This is a genomic window from Priestia sp. FW507-14D1A, assembly GCF_058781295.1.
This window is the reverse complement of record NZ_JBYSWQ010000006.1, coordinates 163,927-180,080: the sequence shown is the minus strand read 5'-3', so window position 1 is coordinate 180,080 and position 16,154 is coordinate 163,927. Positions and strand designations below refer to the sequence as shown.

Below are 16,154 nucleotides of genomic sequence, written 5' to 3'. Positions count from 1 at the left end.
CTTGTTGGAGACTTGTATTTCGATTTATTATAAATAATAAAACTTCATTTTACCTCAAATCAAAATATATTGTCAATGAAAAATTTGTAATATTTTCAAAAAATGTTATAATAGTTTTACAATTGTTTTTTCGATCGTATTTCGAATTCCGCTGTGTTTTTTTCAGATAGAATTATGGATACATTTTTTCAATACCCTTTTTAAAATTGAAAAAAAACTCAAACAGTTGTGTGAGCTTTAAAGGTAAGTTAGTTGAATAAAATTATTAATTTACTATCTAATAGTAACCGAGTTTTTATTCTACAAGGAGGCCTAGAATAATGAATCTAATCAATAAGAAAGTTACACACAAGCTTTTTGGGATAGGCAGTATAGTTAAATGTAATGATTCTAGTATTGAAATACATTTCGCATCGGAAAATAAAAAGTTTGTTTTCCCCGATGTATTTGGAAAGCATCTAAAACTGCATGATAAAAGTGTTGCTCATTCACTCGAAAAAATTATAGAAAAAAAGGAAATGGAACACAACGAGGAAGAACGGAAGAAGGAAGAGGAAAAAAAGCTACAACGAAAAAACCAGGAACTTCGCTGGGGACTTGAAAAACTTATGAAAAATCATAAACTTCATTCTGAATCACAAATGGTTTTTTGGTGTGACACAGAAGAACAGAATAGTTCTTTTTTAGAGTGGAAGGTTTTTTCAGGTGTAATAAAAAGCGGTAATAACAAGGGGAAGCCAACCAAACCCATCCGTTTGCACCAAAATAGTGCTGTCTTGTTAACAGCAATAGATTCCAGTATGCCTGAAAAAGACAGACGTATCTTAGGCGTCTATATGGTGAATGAAGATTTTATCGGTAAGCTTTGTGAAGATGGATATATTCCTGCTCATTCAAAATACAGACTCCAGCTCACAGAACAGGAATCGGATCAGATGCCTTTCTGGAAATATTATGTAAATGAAAGAACGTCCCAAAAAATGACATGGAATACAGGTAAATACCGTTATTTTGATAATTTATGGATGGCTCAAATTTTGCTTGATATAGCTGAGTTGAAAAGTGACGCAAAGGAAAGAGAGCTGGCACAACAATTTTTTGAACATTTTTGTAAAATGAATCTGATAACAGCTGAGGAGTTACCAAAGCCTAATGGCGCATTGATGCGTATGTAAACGTTAGCCCAAAGATAATAGGAATGATTAGGGACTGACACATTTTTCTCACCCATCATTAATAGCGAACGCTCCTTGGCTCTGTTCGCTATTAAAAAGGCAAGAACAGAACATAGGAGAGAAGATGGAAGATGAAGGATATAACGTGAAAATATTTAGTAATGGAAAAACAGTAACTATAAGAGTATCGAATGAATTAGTAACAACCTTAAAAAGTCATTATGTAAAAAACATGAAAAGATACTCTTATACGGTTACTAAATATCCAAGTATTTTTTTCTTTGAAGAAGAATTGATGAAACAAGAATGATAAGTAGATAATGAGGAGATACACCTATGCTTAAATTTAAAGTTATTTTCGAATTTATAAATGGCAGAACAAAGGAATTAAAATTCGAAGCCGCATCAAAGAAAGAAGTCATTAGTCATATAACAAAATATGAAAGATTCATTTCGAATGAAAAAGAGTTAGTGCACATCAATTTAAATAACGTGGTACAGTTTATGATTACAGAAGAAAAATAATAATAAAAACTAGGCATCTATTAATTGAGGTGCTTTTTATTTTAATAAATAGACTGATTTAAATTTAAATGACATTTCTGAGAGTAGTAATAAAATTGAGCGGTTAATTTTGATATATAATCAGATTAGCATTAGGCTTATAGCTAAATGGAAATATGACCCTAAGGAGATATCACAATAATGCAAGACCTAAAAAATAATAAACCGACAGCAGCTTGGCAACAAAGAATGGAAGATGATGAAATTTTCACTGCAGAGAATATTAAAGCCACTGATGAAATCCTTGAGACCTATATGAATAGACTTAAAGGTTCTGTAGATAAAATGTCAGAACAAGATATCTTAGAATATGTAAAAGAGGTAGTTATAGGATTAAACGAATTAAATGAACAATTTGATTATTTCATTGAAACATTAGAAAGAGAAGAACTTTGTGAGTTTATCATTAAAGCTGCAAATGCAGCTGGCTTAGAAACTGAAGAGGGTATCACAGAAGAGTGGAGAGAGTGGTAACATACAGATGCTTACATATAAGAGAATGAAATATGGGTTCTAAGCAGTTATTTCTAGTTACCATAATCATGACTCTAGGAAGTAATGTAAAAGAAGAACATTGTATGAAATGTTCTTCTTTTATAAATGATCAGAGTGAGGTATAGCTGCATATATTTGCAGGTGTCTTTTTGACACTTAAACTTAATCATTCTAATGGCCATGAAATAAGGAAAGAGAATATTGATAAACATAAATAATTACGAATCCTAGCGAAATTAATAGCCATACATGCAATTTCCTGAAGTGCTTGATGGTATTTCCAATTATTTCATGAAAGATAACAAAAGACAGTGTACCGATTGCTGCGCCAGTCGATAAAGCTTGTAGTTTAAGTGAGGAAACTTGTACACTTTCACCAATGAATAAACTGCCTCCTAAAGACAGCGACAGAATGGCTACAATTAGTAAAAAGAAGATGTTAGGTATTTTTGCTATAGAAAGGACTGTCATAATTGCCATCCCCTCTGGGACCTGATGTAAAAGGGTAGCTGCGAATACAGAAGCTGATTGGTGCATATCTGTTATTCCAAATGTAATACCTGTGATGACATTATGAAAAAAGATAGCAACCGTTAATAAGATAAGTGCCTGTAAGGGTGAAATTTCGCTGTTTTGTTTATGCAAAAAGAGGTCAATGCATAGCATGATGATATATCCGGCTACAATTCCTAATAAAACGCCTCTTAAATCATATAGATGCCAAGTAGACGGAAGGATATCAAAGAACAATAAGCCCAATAAGATTCCACCGCATATAGCATACATAAATTGGATTCTTCCCCTTGCCAAATGGTTTACTAATTTGAGAAGTCCTCCTCCTACTAATAAACCCAGTAAAGAACCTAAAGTAAATAAGATATTCATTTCTATATGCATAATTGCTACTTCCTTTCCGCTACATGTTTTTTTACAACTAACCTATTCAAAGGAAAGGCAATCATACCTATGTTTTATAAATGGTTAAAAAAATAAAAGTACATGATATTAACTTTGGAGTGATTTTTAGGTAAATCACTAATAAAAAAGGACATACTAACGTTATCTAAAAAAGAGGTGTTGCTATGGAATCTCCTTTTGAAATGATAACCAATGTGGACAAGGTCGAAAATGCTTATTATATAGAAGTGAAACCAGGGGAGTACAATGCAAAGTATTGGAATAAAGAATCGGTCTATTTTGCTGATGAAGCTTTTGCTTATTTCTACACCACGATTTGCAAGTATGTGCCACAGTATCAACCTACCCAAGTGACAGAAATCAAAGCAGAAACATGGCTGAGGATCAGTAATCAGCTGCAAGAACTCGCGTATTTTTTGAGCACCAACCCGCCTATGATTAAACTAAAGAAATGGATTGATTTTAGCAAAGTAGAAGAAACGTACAAACAGTTTGATCATCACAAAAACAAGTACATTCGTGAGTTAATTAACATGATTAACGAATTCACAGTGTGGATAACAAAGATATGTCAAACACAATCGTACATCACCATTTTGGGCACTTAATGGGAATCAATGTTGCTTATTGTAATCTACAAGCTGTGCAGAAAATGAAAGAATTGCTCAAACCGAATATGGCATCTTGTATGGCATATTACGCTAAAGAAATAAACTACACTCACAGCGAAAACAACTATAAGGAGATGCAAAGAGTATCTTACACTTACCATGCCTTGAAACCTTAGAGGCTTGGAATGAAGAGCAAAAATCCAAAAAACAAATCGTGAGTTAAATCACTAAAAATGCTGTCAGATGAAGTAAGTGATTCTATAAATCAAAAAAGCTACTTTAAAAAGTAGCTTTTTTGATTTGAGTTTTTGAAGAATGTAAAATCTAATTGGTATCATTCGGTATTTCAAGAGAAGTAGGTTTGGTGTTCTTTTTGAAAAATGAAAGAATTACCATTACAAGAACGAATGCTACACAAACTATAGAGCTTAACTTATTCCCACTGTCTATGAGAAAGACTATGAAGCTAATAATTAATGTACATGCGGCAAAAAGCGTTAAATAAGGGAAGCCCCAAAGTTTAAAATATGGTTTTTCTTTATATTGAGGACGTAGCTTTAGCTGAGCTAAGCAAATACTAATCCATATAAGAGAAACTGTAAATCCAGGAATAGCTAATAAATAAGAAAAAGCTTTTTCAGGATATAAGTATACAAGGTACGTTCCCAATAATAAAAATAGGACACTGAAAGCTAAGCTGTAAACAGGTACGCCTTGTTTATTTACATAGGACAAACTTTTAGGAGCATCTCCCGACTGAGATAAAGAATGAAGCATCCTTGTACAGCCATAAATACCTGAATTGGCTGCTGAAAGGACAGCTGTTAATAAAATAAAGTTCATAACATGAGAAGCCCCTTGAAGCCCGGCTGTTTCAAATACTTGGACAAAAGGGCTAGCATTTGCATCAATTTTATCCCATGGTATCAAGCCACAGATAATAAAAATAGGTAAGGTATAAAACAGAACTACTCTCCACATAACGCCTTTAACTACCCCTGGTAAGACCTTTTCAGCATCTTTTGTTTCTGTAATAGTTAAACCAATGAGTTCTGATCCTCCATACGAGAAAATGACTACAAGTAATGTAGAAAAAACGGCTTTCCAGCCATTCGGCACAAAATCACTATAATTGTGAAGGTAATGAGAAGATGAATTATTACTTGGCATAATTCCAAATAGTATCGCTATACCTAATAAAATAAAAGCAATAATAACAAAGATTTTAATACCAGCAAACCAAAACTCAATTTCTCCAAAAGACTTTACGCTTGTAGCATTAATTAAAATAAGTACAATTGAACAAATGAGACAGAGAATCCATAAAGGAATAGAAGAAAACCAATATTGCAGAAAACTACCTGCAGCGATGACTTCAATAACGCACACAGTAAGCCACATAAAGCAATAAGTAGCTCCTGTTACAAAAGAAAAACGTCTTCCAAAAGCTTTTTGAATTAGATCTTTCATATTGTGCGATGGGTATACAATAGCCATTTCAGCCAAAGCTCCCATTACAATGAGGAGCAATAGTCCAGCAAATAGATACGAAAAGATAACCGAAGGTCCTGCTAATCCAATTGTATCAGCACTCCCTTTGAAAATTCCTGTCCCAATCATTCCTCCAATAGCAATCATTCGAATGTGGCGCGGTAATAACTGTTTTTTTAACGTATTCTTTGATGCGGTATTTTCTTTCATGATGCCCTCCTTTTAACATAAAAAAGTCCCTGCTGAATAATTCAGCAGGGACGAAAATTTCGCGGTACCACCCTATATTGTAAAAACATCTTACCTCTTAATTAGCATAACGGTTTTATCCGTCCTCTCTAAAACACCATTAGAAGAGGAAGCTCTAGGAGTGAATTTCATCTCTAATCTTTGTACTGACTTCCACCAATTATCAGCTCTCTATAACAGGGAGATTAGGATTACTTAAGATCCTATCTTAGCTTTTGTTTATTAAATTGAAGTATATGTAATGTATATCATCTTAGTTAGTTTGAAATTAAATGTCAATATATTTTTATCTATTTACAGCTATAAGAAGAGTTATTAGCTTTTACATAAAGATAATCATTACCACTATTCGGTATTTAATCATTCCTTTTCCACTCGTTTGTACTGTGATTGAATTATATGCTTTTCTATAATAGAAAACCTACTGTGCAAACAAAAGTACAGTAGGTTTTCAAATCAGAATAAAAATGGTGAGAAAATATCTCAGTATTGTATTTTATCCTAAAGAATAGAACAAGGCAAGAGTTATTCTTTTCTTTTACAACATTTGAATTACACATATACAAAACCTTTAATAATAGGAATTTTAAAGGTTTGTTACTTCTTATAATTCATATTAATTGAACAAAAAACTCCTTTAAACAAAAGGTCTGGAGAATATTTTTATAGAAGTATAGTTAAGTTGACTACCGATACCTTGTGTAATGTCGATAATGAATTGGGAAATAGGGGGAGTTTCAAATGTCACATCACTCATTAAAATTGTACGACTACCATGTATGGGCAAACCAAAAAATTTTCGATCGATTAAAAGAACTTTCTGAGGACATTTACGAAAAGGAAATTCAGAGCGTTTTTCCTTCTATATCAAAGTTGATGGCGCACATTTATGTTTCTGACAACATATGGTTAGATTGTATTTCTGGTAAAAAGTTTGATGAAGCGTCTGCGTCGGCTAATCAATTGAGAGAACAGATTGAAACGAAAAGAATCGAGGAAGTAGAAACAATGTTTTTCGATTTATCTGGCCGGTACAAAGGGTTTCTCAATCGTCAAGAAGATATAGAAACCGCCTTTGTGCTTGAAACTTCATTTGCTGGACGACTCGAAACCCGTTTATCTGATGTAGTACAACATGTTGTCAATCATGGAACATATCATCGTGGCAATATTACAGCTATGCTAAGGCAACTGGGCCATCCCGGTGTTATGACTGATTATATGTTATATTTATATGAAAGGGATATAAAAGAGTAGTTTCTCCTCTATCTAAAAGGGGTAGCGTCAGGAAATGCGGATTTACAACGTTAAGGGAAAATTAAAAGGCATGGGTCCAGTCGAATACTGTACTCATGCCAACTACGTTGCTTAAATATCAATTGTCTAACTTTTTGGGTTCAGTCCATTTCCAAGGGTTCTCTTTTTGCGTTTGTTCCGGAAAGAAACATTATGTTAACTAAGTTTTTAAGATATATCTGTAGAATAAACTTTGATACAAGCTAATAGGAGATTAAGCATAAGAAAGGGTTCTTTCAACGATTATGAAAGAACCCTTTTAAAAATTATTTTTGGTTTTTGTTGGCTTGAGCGTTTTGACGCTTCACGTGTTGTACGTCAGTCTCGCTTGCAAATTCTGTACCGTATTTACCAGAAGATGCTTGAGCATTTTTTTGCTTCACATGTTGTACGTCTGTTCCTGAAGCAGTCTTGTTAGAGTATTTGTTTTCCATTACTATCACCTCCACAAGAATTAATATATCCAAGTGAAGAGCCAGTATCCTTAGAATCACCTGGTAAGAAAAACTTAAAGATTTCAGAAGATATTGGGCACATCGCTATCAGAAAGCAGAACGTATTTAAAAGCTATAGTAATCAACATTAAGTTTTAAAGCTAAAAATAGAACAACCTGCTGTCACTCTCAGCAGGTTGTTCTATCAGGTAACATGTACAAGAATTCTTTGTGTAATTTTAGAATAGATGTACACCTTAAAATAGAGAGGTGTATAGAATCATGAAAAAGAATAGGCTATTTTTAATACTGTTAGTTATCACTTGTTGGTCCAGCTTTTCATTTATGAAGAGCAAAGATTTTAAACGTTTTCTTCCAGCATCCATTGCTATCTGCATGGTGACTAAATACCTTAATTGTTATGCTAAGAGGAAGAATTTTTGGTCTTTTAAACGCAGTATACATCCGAAAATTCCTGGTGAAGATGTGTGGACATGGGGGCCCTTTTTTACCGTATCTATGTGGGTGCTTAAATCCACATACCGTAAGTTTCCTCTGTATATAGCTGTAAATTTTATGATACATACTACATTCACATTCGTAGTTGTACCCAAATTAAAAAAGACAAACATCTTTACGCTGAAGAGAATTAATCCGTTTCAGTATGTAACCATTTTGACTGTCAGACAACTCCTGTTATATGGTTTTCAATATATGAGTGAACTTATTATGTCGAAAAAGTGAAAGATTAAATTAGATAATGGGTAGCATTTCCTTATTAGGTATGTGATAAAAGTATCTGGTCATAAGACACAACAAACTCCTGCTGAATAGCTAATTGTTTCTTGAGTTGTCTCTACTCGAGAGTAGAGACAGCTTTTTTAACACCCTCATCTCTTTTTTCTCGGTTATCACAAACTTACTTAATTATGTTATTTTTGTTTTAATATAAAAAAAGGGAGGCGTTTTAAGAATCAACTAAAATAGGAGGAGATCAAATGAGAAGAGCGAAACAAGCTGTTATAGCTTCAACTGTAGTTTTGGCTATGTTAGACGCCATTAGCTCTACCGAATTTAGGAGGTTCTGCTGGTTCCGCAGATGCAGCTAAAACGGCCGACAATCGAAGCGGTTTTGTCAAAGGAGCAAGAGAAAAAGCTTTCTATAAAGCAGGTGAGCAATATAACGTAATTGTAATGAACTTGATTCAAGGTTACGATGAGAAACTACAAGGCATCCAGTACTTTGATAAGGTAAATTATGATGGTGGGATATTTGGAGTGTGAGATGGAACATTTGTTAATGAAGGGGATGGGGGATATGATAACTGGGCCTTCAGAGGATGGTTTGAACGCACAGGAAATGACGATAAAACCGTCCATTTTCATAAAAGAGTTTAATAGTTGCTTCTCATTAAAATAACGTTTATTACATATTCTTAATAAACATTATAATGCTTTATTTCGTTTTGTTGTGAAAGAAACAAAAACTCGTTATACTGTATACAAATTAGGGAGGAGTCATTATGGATAAAAGACAGCAGTTAATGAGTGAACTTATGGATTTGTGTAATGAAATAATCTGGCGTAATAAACCGGAAGTAGAATTGGCTTTAAAGGACTATAAGTTGAGTGAAATAGAATTGATCGAAAATATTGCTCTAATCCCAAATGCAAATGTAACAAAGCTTGCAGCTGCAAGCTACATGACTCGAGGTGCTATAAGTAAGCTTACTAAGAAGCTGATAGCTAAAAATATGATTGAGAGTTATCAAAGTGTTGAAAATAAAAAGGAAATATATTTTCGCCTAACAACCAATGGACAAAAAATAAATGATGTCCATCAAGAATTGCACCAATCTTTTCTTGAACGTGATAAAGAAGTATTTAAGTACATGACCGATGAGGAATTTGACACTATTTTTCGTTTCATTGGTCGATATAGACATCATCTGAAAAATATCACTGAGTAAGTGGTGTTTTTTTTACGATGATTTATTGTTGACGAGGAAACAATAAAGAAGTAAACTTATATTTGTTTCCTTAGAAACAATAAATCTAAAGGAGAACTATCATGGATACTTCAATAAATAAACATGCCCTAACGTTTGGGTTTATCACTGTCTTCTTAACTGGTCTTGGATTGACTATAGTTAGCCCTGTTTTACCTTTTTTAGTAAAGACTTATACTAGTAGTCCCAATAGTCAAGCTACTGCAGTAACATTACTTACGTCTATTTACGCTCTTTCTGTCTTTTTGGCTGCACCAGTCTTAGGTGCGTTAAGCGATAGATATGGTCGTCGTCCAATATTAATTATTAGTCTTATTGGTTCTGCTCTTGGTTATTTTATCTTTGGACTTGGAGGTGCACTTTGGATTCTCTTCATTGGTCGTATTATAGAAGGTTTGACAGGTGGCGAAATTTCAGCGATTTTTGCTTACTTTGCAGATATCACCCATTCAAATGAACGCACTAAATACTTTGGTTGGATTAGTGCTGTTGTTGGGATTGGCACTGCTCTGGGCCCCATCATTGGTGGTGCACTTGCAACTTTCGGAAACGGTGTTCCTATGTATGCTGGTACGGTTATCACATTGCTTAATGCCATATATGGCTATTTTTTCATGCCTGAGAGTCTTGAGAAGTCCAGACGCTCTTCCAGTATATCTGTTAGACATCTTAATCCATTTATACAATTATCAAAGGTTTTTTCCTTTAAATCTGTTAAATGGCTGCTAATTGCTGGGTTCCTAATTTGGATTCCTAACGGATCATTACAAGCTATCTTCTCTCAGTTTTCAATAGATACATTTGCATGGCAGCCTATATTTATTGGTCTGACATTTTCTATAATAGGTGTACTGGATATCTTTTCTCAAGCAATCATTATGCCACGGCTACTCAAATTTTTGACGGATAAAAAAATTGCTCTTTTAGGCATGATAAGTCAAGTTATTGGCTTTATCCTTATTGCGATTTCAGCCCTTACAGCTTTTTATTTAGTCTTTATTGCTGGGATGATTTTCTTCGGACTGGGTGATTCGGTCTTTGGGCCATCATTTAATGGTATGCTTTCAAAATCTGTTAGTGACAGTGAGCAAGGTCATATACTAGGGGGAGCTCAAAGTATTCAATCTCTAGCCCGGTTCATGGGACCAATTATTGGCGGTCAGTTGTATTCAGTAGTTAGCCACACTACTCCGGCAATCATGGGTGCAGGATTGATTGGTATCTCTACTCTCGTTTTATCAAAAAAGCAGCGTTATATTTAATAAAAAACAACCATTAAACAAGAACAGAAGAACTGCTTCTTCACCGATAGCAATTTTTTCTGATTTATAACTGTATATCTTATACGCGTTTAGTTAACATAAAGTCTCTTTCCAGAACATACAAAAAAGAGAATAATAGGAAGGCAAGGGTTCTCAAGGAGTTTCTCGTTATGAAGCATGCAGATTTTTATACATTTTTGAAAAGATACTTATTCTGTTAATCCGGGCAATGAAAGCAATGTATAAAAAGTGCATCTTATAGATATATACTCTTCTAAAAAAGATAGTATACGAAGGGGTAAAATGGTAAAAATCATTTGTCTCACACATGGATATATATGAGCCTGATAAAGAGCAATTCTGTAATCAAATAACAAGTTTCCCCTTCTTACAACAAAATTTGTATGACAATCTTTCAAATAATATGTTACAATGACTACAGATCTAATATTTCTTATATTTTAGTATAGAAAATCTAAATTCCCAAAAAGCACCCTTACTCTTCAATGCCATTAACGATGAGGGTGCTTTTTTCTATCCCTATTTATCCTTTAAAGTTAATTAGTTTGAATGGAAATGTTTAATTCAATTAAGAAAAGACCCTTATGCAGTTAATGTAGCAAGGGCCTTTTCTTTGACTATATATAAGCATATTCAACTGGAATTTTGAACTATTTTCTCTAAGCAGTATAGTAAGAATAAAAAGATTTTTATGTATTATTTTTTGTTTAACATTGGAGAAAAAGTCATAATTAAATATTTAATATGTCAGGATTTATAACCAAGTTGTAGATTATTTGTATGTTTTACTGCTAATGTAAACATAATTATTTGATAATTCAGATATATACAACTGAACAATAAGTGAAGTACACAAATTAGCTAACTAATAACTATATTTCTGTTTTACAATGAACAAACTAGACAAAGGAGCAAGATGATTTGAAGAAACGTTACGCATATCGAGACAAAAAAATAATGACCATGAAGATTGTTACTGACATGACAGGACTTTCTGAAAGGAAAATCCGTTATTTTGAAACCAAAAAGCTTATTTTTCCTGCACGCACACCTTCGGGCACCCGAAGATATTCCTTTTCTGACATTGAAACACTAATGGATATTGCAGAAAAAATAGAAGAGGGCGTGCTCACTCGAGAAATTCGGGATGATTTTTATAAAAGAGGAAAAGGTATTCGTAAAGCAAATAAAAGATTGTAGACTAATTCACTATTACTTTTCTACAAATTCCACTTGATAACTTCACAGCTAAGCAGCAATTGTTATTACCTCACTCAAGATTAATACTCTTACATTTAAATAAGTTGAAACGAATAGCTTATATGGGGAAGGGGCCAATAATATGAAAAAATTTATAGGGATGAGTATTAAAAATAGTATTTGTACAGTTGAATTTATTTACTTGTATGCATTGCTCTCTTTTGTGGAATTACACGTTGTTATCGTAAAATCACTGTCGATGAAGTAATTTTTTACCCAAAAGATGTATATTATATATATCTTTAGTTGTCAAACTATTTCTTATCACCAACCACATCAACGTCTATCATTTTTAAAACTCAGTATTAGAGCTTATCAGCTTAATTATTTGCATCAATTACATCTAGTCACTGCTGTTAATATCAATGTTTTAAAGAACAGCTACAATAATTTTTTTTATATTAATTAGACCTTATTTCTATTTCAAATCCTGTTTTATACTCTATCCGTCATGCACACATGTTCTGATGTACCCACCAAAGTTTGTTTTTATGAAATAAAATTATACACATGGATATAAAGAGTAAGCTCACTTGAATTAGAGGTTACCCTTTGCTGTTCTTAACTGCCTTATATATTTATAGACTACCTCATTTTTATAGTAATTGCCCATACGTTTCAAGAGATATGTTACCCTCTACAAATCTTTTGAAGGTGATCAATGCAGCGTAGTTGAAATTGCTATAAAACTTATATGACATAGATATTACTAACATATATGAATAATAGGAATGATTGGTTTCTCCTTGAATGAAATGGGGATTAGTAAAAGGACAGTCTTAACAACCTTAAATAGGAGGGAAGAAGATGTTTAATGATTGGAAAGAAGAAATTCAAGCTCATTTAATCAAAGAAGGTTATAGCGTTAGAGAATTTTTAGGTGAATCCCGAAGTTGGTATTACTTTAGAGTCAATAGTATTTGGATAGGCGACCATATAGTTAAAGTCCAAAATGGATTTCTAGGTTATTTAAAAGAAAGGGTTAGTGGATAGAGAATACATTGTTTAAACAGCACGACCATAAAGCATTTTAGGAAAAAAGACAAACCGAAAGTAAAACATATTTTTCTACGTAGAGATTAAAGGTTAAATCTTAAAAATAAAAAGGGGGTTCTATAAAGAACTTTTTTTGAAATCCTTTAGTGGTATCAAAATCCTGTTTAATTACAGTTGTGCTTATATATTTATATCTAGTTATTTGTTATTAACAGTTAAAAAAGTTCACAGAAGACAGTCTTCTATTTAGCTTTCCTTAGACTAACACACTTACATCCATAACCTCTAGAGTAGTGGATCAATAGGTCTTTGTTAATTAAACTTATTCTGTTGAGTAAATAGTAAAGTAGCTCGTTGAGATCAATATTTTTACTATTTAAACTTAGTAACGACAAATAAGGCCTTTTTCTGATCGTAATATATATTATATAGTTTTTAAAAAAATGACGTAAATCTAAAAGGTATAATGGTTTCTATATAAAAAGTGTTGTGTTTATACGAAATATAAAAAAGACCAATAATCGTATTGGTCTTTTTTTATGAGATAAATCTACTTGTTTAGGCGTCTTAAAATGGAGGAAATACTATATATTTCTCTTTAAAATAGAAAAGCCCTCTAACCGTTTTACGATCAGGGGGCTCTTTTCATCATATCATACTTAGTTTGTTAATCTTTCTTCAGGCGATATTATAATTTATACATGCTGACAATGTACTATACTTCAATAGAGCATAAGATCACAAACAGAAAAACACGATAGTAATTATTGTTTTATAGGGTATACACAGTGTTTAATTGATTTAATCCCATACTATGGGACGATCAACCTCCATTGTTCTTAAATATTGTAAGAGTTGTCCAGCGTGTACGGACTCGTGATAACCTATGGGCATTAACATATCTCCTAAAGAACGAACGTAGCCGACATCTGAGCGATCTATTTGAATATCTGTTAAATCTGCATTCGAAAAAGTGCTTATCATTTCTAAGCATGTCATAGCTTCTTTATCTGGCTTCCAATTCAATTTACTTTAAGGAATTGCTTCCCATATTTTTATACTTCTTCTTCTAATCTCTTTTGTGTTTAATAATATGATTTCCGCTGTGCTCATTCTTACTTCCCCCTTTTCACTAAATTAGATTATTTTACCAAAAAGAATAATATCCAATTAACCTTATTTCAAATGCTTATGGTTCTTATAAAACCCACTATGCTAACTAAAACTGTATAAAGGGAAGAAGGCCACGTTAAAGATCCTCTTCTTTTATAGAATTTAAGATTATATGTAAAGCTTTACAAGCAGTTTTTCAATTTTGATTATGCTCATAAATAGGTGTATCCCTTTCTACTATAAGGAAACATCAGGTGCAAAGAGACCAAATAATTTATTTTATTTTATTTGTTTCTTCCCTGACACTAACATAATAGGGTGGAGAAAGGTACATTTATGTGAATAGCACATTAGCAAAAGGGTTTTTCCTTTTTAAAGCAGAATAGGTTCCTTAAAAATCATAAAGGGGTTGATTTCATGTCTGAACAAATGAAAGATATACAAGTAATAAGGCTTTTGAATTCTCAAATTCACTTGTGTGATGAGATTAGAAAGTTGTTAATAAAAAAAGAAACAAGGAATTTACCTTTTGTACAAGAGTATACAGAACATGACATAATAGACATTGCTTTAAACAGATTAATGAGTGAGTTAATATCCAGACATAAACATGTATAGTTGGTGAGTGGATTTAATAGATAGTTAAAGAACGAATGTTAAAGCAGCCTAAGTGTTATTAGACTGCTTTATCTTTTCCTGAAAAATATTTTATGTTAACTAAATAAGTATAAAATATACAGCTATAAAACAGAACAACCTACTGCTCCTGTACAGTAGGTTGTTCTGTTGGGAATACGAATATGATTTTAGTGGTAGATACCTCACGGCGTCTTAAGTAGTTTGATCCGGATAGAAAAAATTTATGTAAAAAAACAAAAAATTAGTGTTTTCTTATATTTACGATTTTAGCAACGTTCTCTAAATGGATGCTTAACAGCGTCTTTTCTATCTTATGAGTAAAAGAAAAAGCAGGCTTAAGTCTGCTTTTTTAATAGGAGTTCCGAAAATAAACATTGTGGTAACTAAGAGTATATATTGTAATCCTTTAAAAAATAGAAAAACCTATCTCTTCCCAGTCAAAAGAGGTAGGTTTTTTCTGTTTTAGAACGTATTTGTATGAGACGATGCTTGAAAACATCTTAGATAGTTTGTTCAATTTAATGAGCTTTATTCCTACACAACATATCCATTACTTTTTCTATAAGTAAAATGTCTTCTTTAATCAATACTTTCATATCGTCAAGCTGAATGTATTCTTCTTTTAAACACTCTAATTCCCTGACGAACAGGGATTCAGTATAGTACCCGAAATTTGTCACTAATGCATATTCCCCTTGTATGCTATTAATATATTTAATTCCCCTTCACCTATACTTATAACCATTAAAAGGAAGTAATATAAAAATAATCCTTTGCTGATAAAGGCAAAGGATTTTCAAATTTATTGGAGTAGGGGGAATATGTTATTAGTCTGGCCAGATTTGTAGATTCATATACAGATATACTTGAAAATAAATGTTTTAGTGAATCATTTTTCTACAAAAAATATAAACCATATAACAAATAAGACCTAGTGACAGCTTAACAATATTTTGTTTGAAAGGAATTTGTAACTTTTTAATAGAATCATTATGAAAATGAACAGATAATAAAATTTCACGCATAAGGAGATAAAACTATGGAAAAAACAACTTACTAAGAATGGACAATGTCAGCATTGTCGTAGAATCCCTTGATGACGCAATTTCTTTCTTTGAGGAGATTGGCTTGAGTCTCGAAGGGCGAACCACTGTCGAAGGTCAATGGGCTGGATGCGTAACGGGATTGGGTTCTCAGCGCGTAGAGATTGCGATGTTGGTTACTCCAGATGGCCACAGCCGGATTGAACTTTCGCGATTTTTCACCCTACCTACTGTATCAGATCACCGAAATGCTCCTGTCAACGCTCTCGGCTATCTACGCGTTATGTTCACAGTTGAAGACCTTGACGAGATGGTGTCCAGACTCACCAGGCTTGGTGCTCAGCTCGTTGGCGAAGTGGTTCAGTATGAGGACTCGTATCGGCTCTGCTACATCCGTGGAGTAGAAGGACTTTTAATTGGTTTGGCAGAACAACTTGGTAATAAATAATTAAGCGATATTCTATCCTTATCTCGCATTTACTCAGTAATCCTATTTTAACTTAATTATGGTATTTTTGTTTTAATGTGTAAAAAAGGGGTAAATGTTTTAAGAATCAACTAAAATAGGAGGAGATCAA

The 16,154-nt window shown here is 32.9% G+C and carries 16 protein-coding genes, 1 pseudogene and 1 other annotated feature; of the genes and pseudogenes, 13 read left to right on the top strand and 4 right to left on the bottom strand.

Annotated features, from left to right (window positions below):
• The first annotated feature begins 320 nt into the window (after nucleotides 1-320).
• From AC3WJG_RS20345 to AC3WJG_RS20330, 4 genes are all read left to right on the top strand, one after another.
• Nucleotides 321-1,175 (top strand): hypothetical protein, encoded by an 855-nt coding sequence (locus AC3WJG_RS20345; protein ID WP_028410075.1) that lies wholly within the window; start codon nucleotides 321-323, stop codon nucleotides 1,173-1,175.
• A 124-nt stretch (nucleotides 1,176-1,299) separates the two neighbouring features.
• Nucleotides 1,300-1,485: a hypothetical protein gene (locus tag AC3WJG_RS20340; protein WP_034276589.1), complete on the top strand. Its 186-nt coding sequence runs from the start codon at nucleotides 1,300-1,302 to the stop codon at nucleotides 1,483-1,485.
• 26 nt (nucleotides 1,486-1,511) lie between these two features.
• Nucleotides 1,512-1,700 (top strand): hypothetical protein, encoded by a 189-nt coding sequence (locus AC3WJG_RS20335; RefSeq protein WP_013082641.1) that lies wholly within the window; start codon nucleotides 1,512-1,514, stop codon nucleotides 1,698-1,700.
• Between the two features lie 180 nt (nucleotides 1,701-1,880).
• Nucleotides 1,881-2,213, top strand: a complete 333-nt coding sequence (locus tag AC3WJG_RS20330; RefSeq protein ID WP_337133325.1) for a hypothetical protein — start codon at nucleotides 1,881-1,883, stop codon at nucleotides 2,211-2,213.
• Nucleotides 2,214-2,405: 192 nt separating this feature from the next.
• Here AC3WJG_RS20330 and AC3WJG_RS20325 read toward each other — a convergent pair whose 3' ends face one another.
• Nucleotides 2,406-3,131 carry a ZIP family metal transporter gene (locus tag AC3WJG_RS20325; RefSeq protein ID WP_337133324.1) on the bottom strand — a complete coding sequence of 242 codons (726 nt, stop codon included), beginning with the start codon at nucleotides 3,129-3,131 and terminating at the stop codon, nucleotides 2,406-2,408.
• Nucleotides 3,132-3,316: 185 nt separating this feature from the next.
• Between AC3WJG_RS20325 and AC3WJG_RS20320 the strand changes: the two genes are divergently transcribed.
• Nucleotides 3,317-3,760 (top strand): hypothetical protein, encoded by a 444-nt coding sequence (locus AC3WJG_RS20320; RefSeq protein ID WP_098333355.1) that lies wholly within the window; start codon nucleotides 3,317-3,319, stop codon nucleotides 3,758-3,760.
• 327 nt (nucleotides 3,761-4,087) lie between these two features.
• Here AC3WJG_RS20320 and AC3WJG_RS20315 read toward each other — a convergent pair whose 3' ends face one another.
• Nucleotides 4,088-5,464: an amino acid permease gene (locus AC3WJG_RS20315; RefSeq protein ID WP_102813328.1), complete on the bottom strand. Its 1,377-nt coding sequence runs from the start codon at nucleotides 5,462-5,464 to the stop codon at nucleotides 4,088-4,090.
• 43 nt (nucleotides 5,465-5,507) lie between these two features.
• Nucleotides 5,508-5,722 (bottom strand) — a binding site (T-box leader).
• 522 nt (nucleotides 5,723-6,244) lie between these two features.
• On the opposite strand from AC3WJG_RS20315, the gene AC3WJG_RS20310 reads away from it, so the two are divergent.
• Nucleotides 6,245-6,760, top strand: coding sequence for a DinB family protein (locus tag AC3WJG_RS20310; protein WP_098248811.1), 516 nt, complete (start codon nucleotides 6,245-6,247; stop codon nucleotides 6,758-6,760).
• Between the two features lie 305 nt (nucleotides 6,761-7,065).
• On the opposite strand, the gene AC3WJG_RS20305 is transcribed toward AC3WJG_RS20310, so the two are convergent.
• Complete coding sequence (locus AC3WJG_RS20305) at nucleotides 7,066-7,233, bottom strand: gamma-type small acid-soluble spore protein (RefSeq protein WP_033580113.1); 168 nt, start codon at nucleotides 7,231-7,233, stop codon at nucleotides 7,066-7,068.
• Nucleotides 7,234-8,756: 1,523 nt separating this feature from the next.
• Here AC3WJG_RS20305 and AC3WJG_RS20300 point away from each other — a divergent pair.
• From AC3WJG_RS20300 to AC3WJG_RS20280, 5 genes are all read left to right on the top strand, one after another.
• Nucleotides 8,757-9,203 carry a MarR family transcriptional regulator gene (locus AC3WJG_RS20300; protein WP_098113792.1) on the top strand — a complete coding sequence of 149 codons (447 nt, stop codon included), beginning with the start codon at nucleotides 8,757-8,759 and terminating at the stop codon, nucleotides 9,201-9,203.
• 101 nt (nucleotides 9,204-9,304) lie between these two features.
• Nucleotides 9,305-10,504: an MFS transporter gene (locus AC3WJG_RS20295; RefSeq protein ID WP_337133323.1), complete on the top strand. Its 1,200-nt coding sequence runs from the start codon at nucleotides 9,305-9,307 to the stop codon at nucleotides 10,502-10,504.
• A gap of 942 nt (nucleotides 10,505-11,446) precedes the next feature.
• The gene (locus AC3WJG_RS20290) at nucleotides 11,447-11,725 is read left to right on the top strand and encodes a MerR family transcriptional regulator (protein WP_060745072.1); all 279 of its coding nucleotides are present in this window, start codon (nucleotides 11,447-11,449) and stop codon (nucleotides 11,723-11,725) included.
• Nucleotides 11,726-11,867: 142 nt separating this feature from the next.
• Nucleotides 11,868-11,993 (top strand): hypothetical protein, encoded by a 126-nt coding sequence (locus AC3WJG_RS20285; protein ID WP_258006078.1) that lies wholly within the window; start codon nucleotides 11,868-11,870, stop codon nucleotides 11,991-11,993.
• A 599-nt stretch (nucleotides 11,994-12,592) separates the two neighbouring features.
• Nucleotides 12,593-12,778: a hypothetical protein gene (locus tag AC3WJG_RS20280; protein ID WP_025751520.1), complete on the top strand. Its 186-nt coding sequence runs from the start codon at nucleotides 12,593-12,595 to the stop codon at nucleotides 12,776-12,778.
• An 804-nt stretch (nucleotides 12,779-13,582) separates the two neighbouring features.
• Here the strand turns inward: AC3WJG_RS20280 and AC3WJG_RS20275 are convergent.
• Nucleotides 13,583-13,894, bottom strand: a pseudogene (locus tag AC3WJG_RS20275) (hypothetical protein).
• A gap of 417 nt (nucleotides 13,895-14,311) precedes the next feature.
• On the opposite strand from AC3WJG_RS20275, the gene AC3WJG_RS20270 reads away from it, so the two are divergent.
• The gene (locus tag AC3WJG_RS20270; RefSeq protein WP_050688989.1) at nucleotides 14,312-14,512 is read left to right on the top strand and encodes a hypothetical protein; all 201 of its coding nucleotides are present in this window, start codon (nucleotides 14,312-14,314) and stop codon (nucleotides 14,510-14,512) included.
• 1,083 nt (nucleotides 14,513-15,595) lie between these two features.
• Entirely contained in the window at nucleotides 15,596-16,024 is a 429-nt protein-coding gene (locus AC3WJG_RS20265; protein ID WP_337134095.1) for a VOC family protein, read from the top strand.
• Nucleotides 16,025-16,154 lie beyond the last annotated feature (130 nt).

What these genes read in the sequence shown, in the direction of transcription:
- AC3WJG_RS20345 (WP_028410075.1), top strand. Translation starts at nt 321, where the DNA reads ATGAATCTAATCAATAAGAAAGTTACACACAAGCTTTTTGGGATAGGC.
- AC3WJG_RS20295 (WP_337133323.1), top strand. Translation starts at nt 9,305, where the DNA reads ATGGATACTTCAATAAATAAACATGCCCTAACGTTTGGGTTTATCACT.
- AC3WJG_RS20315 (WP_102813328.1), bottom strand. Translation starts at nt 5,464, where the DNA reads ATGAAAGAAAATACCGCATCAAAGAATACGTTAAAAAAACAGTTATTA.
- AC3WJG_RS20325 (WP_337133324.1), bottom strand. Translation starts at nt 3,131, where the DNA reads ATGCATATAGAAATGAATATCTTATTTACTTTAGGTTCTTTACTGGGT.
- AC3WJG_RS20270 (WP_050688989.1), top strand. Translation starts at nt 14,312, where the DNA reads ATGTCTGAACAAATGAAAGATATACAAGTAATAAGGCTTTTGAATTCT.
- AC3WJG_RS20305 (WP_033580113.1), bottom strand. Translation starts at nt 7,233, where the DNA reads ATGGAAAACAAATACTCTAACAAGACTGCTTCAGGAACAGACGTACAA.
- AC3WJG_RS20280 (WP_025751520.1), top strand. Translation starts at nt 12,593, where the DNA reads ATGTTTAATGATTGGAAAGAAGAAATTCAAGCTCATTTAATCAAAGAA.
- AC3WJG_RS20340 (WP_034276589.1), top strand. Translation starts at nt 1,300, where the DNA reads ATGGAAGATGAAGGATATAACGTGAAAATATTTAGTAATGGAAAAACA.
- AC3WJG_RS20310 (WP_098248811.1), top strand. Translation starts at nt 6,245, where the DNA reads ATGTCACATCACTCATTAAAATTGTACGACTACCATGTATGGGCAAAC.
- AC3WJG_RS20265 (WP_337134095.1), top strand. Translation starts at nt 15,596, where the DNA reads ATGGACAATGTCAGCATTGTCGTAGAATCCCTTGATGACGCAATTTCT.
- AC3WJG_RS20335 (WP_013082641.1), top strand. Translation starts at nt 1,512, where the DNA reads ATGCTTAAATTTAAAGTTATTTTCGAATTTATAAATGGCAGAACAAAG.
- AC3WJG_RS20285 (WP_258006078.1), top strand. Translation starts at nt 11,868, where the DNA reads ATGAAAAAATTTATAGGGATGAGTATTAAAAATAGTATTTGTACAGTT.
- AC3WJG_RS20320 (WP_098333355.1), top strand. Translation starts at nt 3,317, where the DNA reads ATGGAATCTCCTTTTGAAATGATAACCAATGTGGACAAGGTCGAAAAT.
- AC3WJG_RS20330 (WP_337133325.1), top strand. Translation starts at nt 1,881, where the DNA reads ATGCAAGACCTAAAAAATAATAAACCGACAGCAGCTTGGCAACAAAGA.
- AC3WJG_RS20300 (WP_098113792.1), top strand. Translation starts at nt 8,757, where the DNA reads ATGGATAAAAGACAGCAGTTAATGAGTGAACTTATGGATTTGTGTAAT.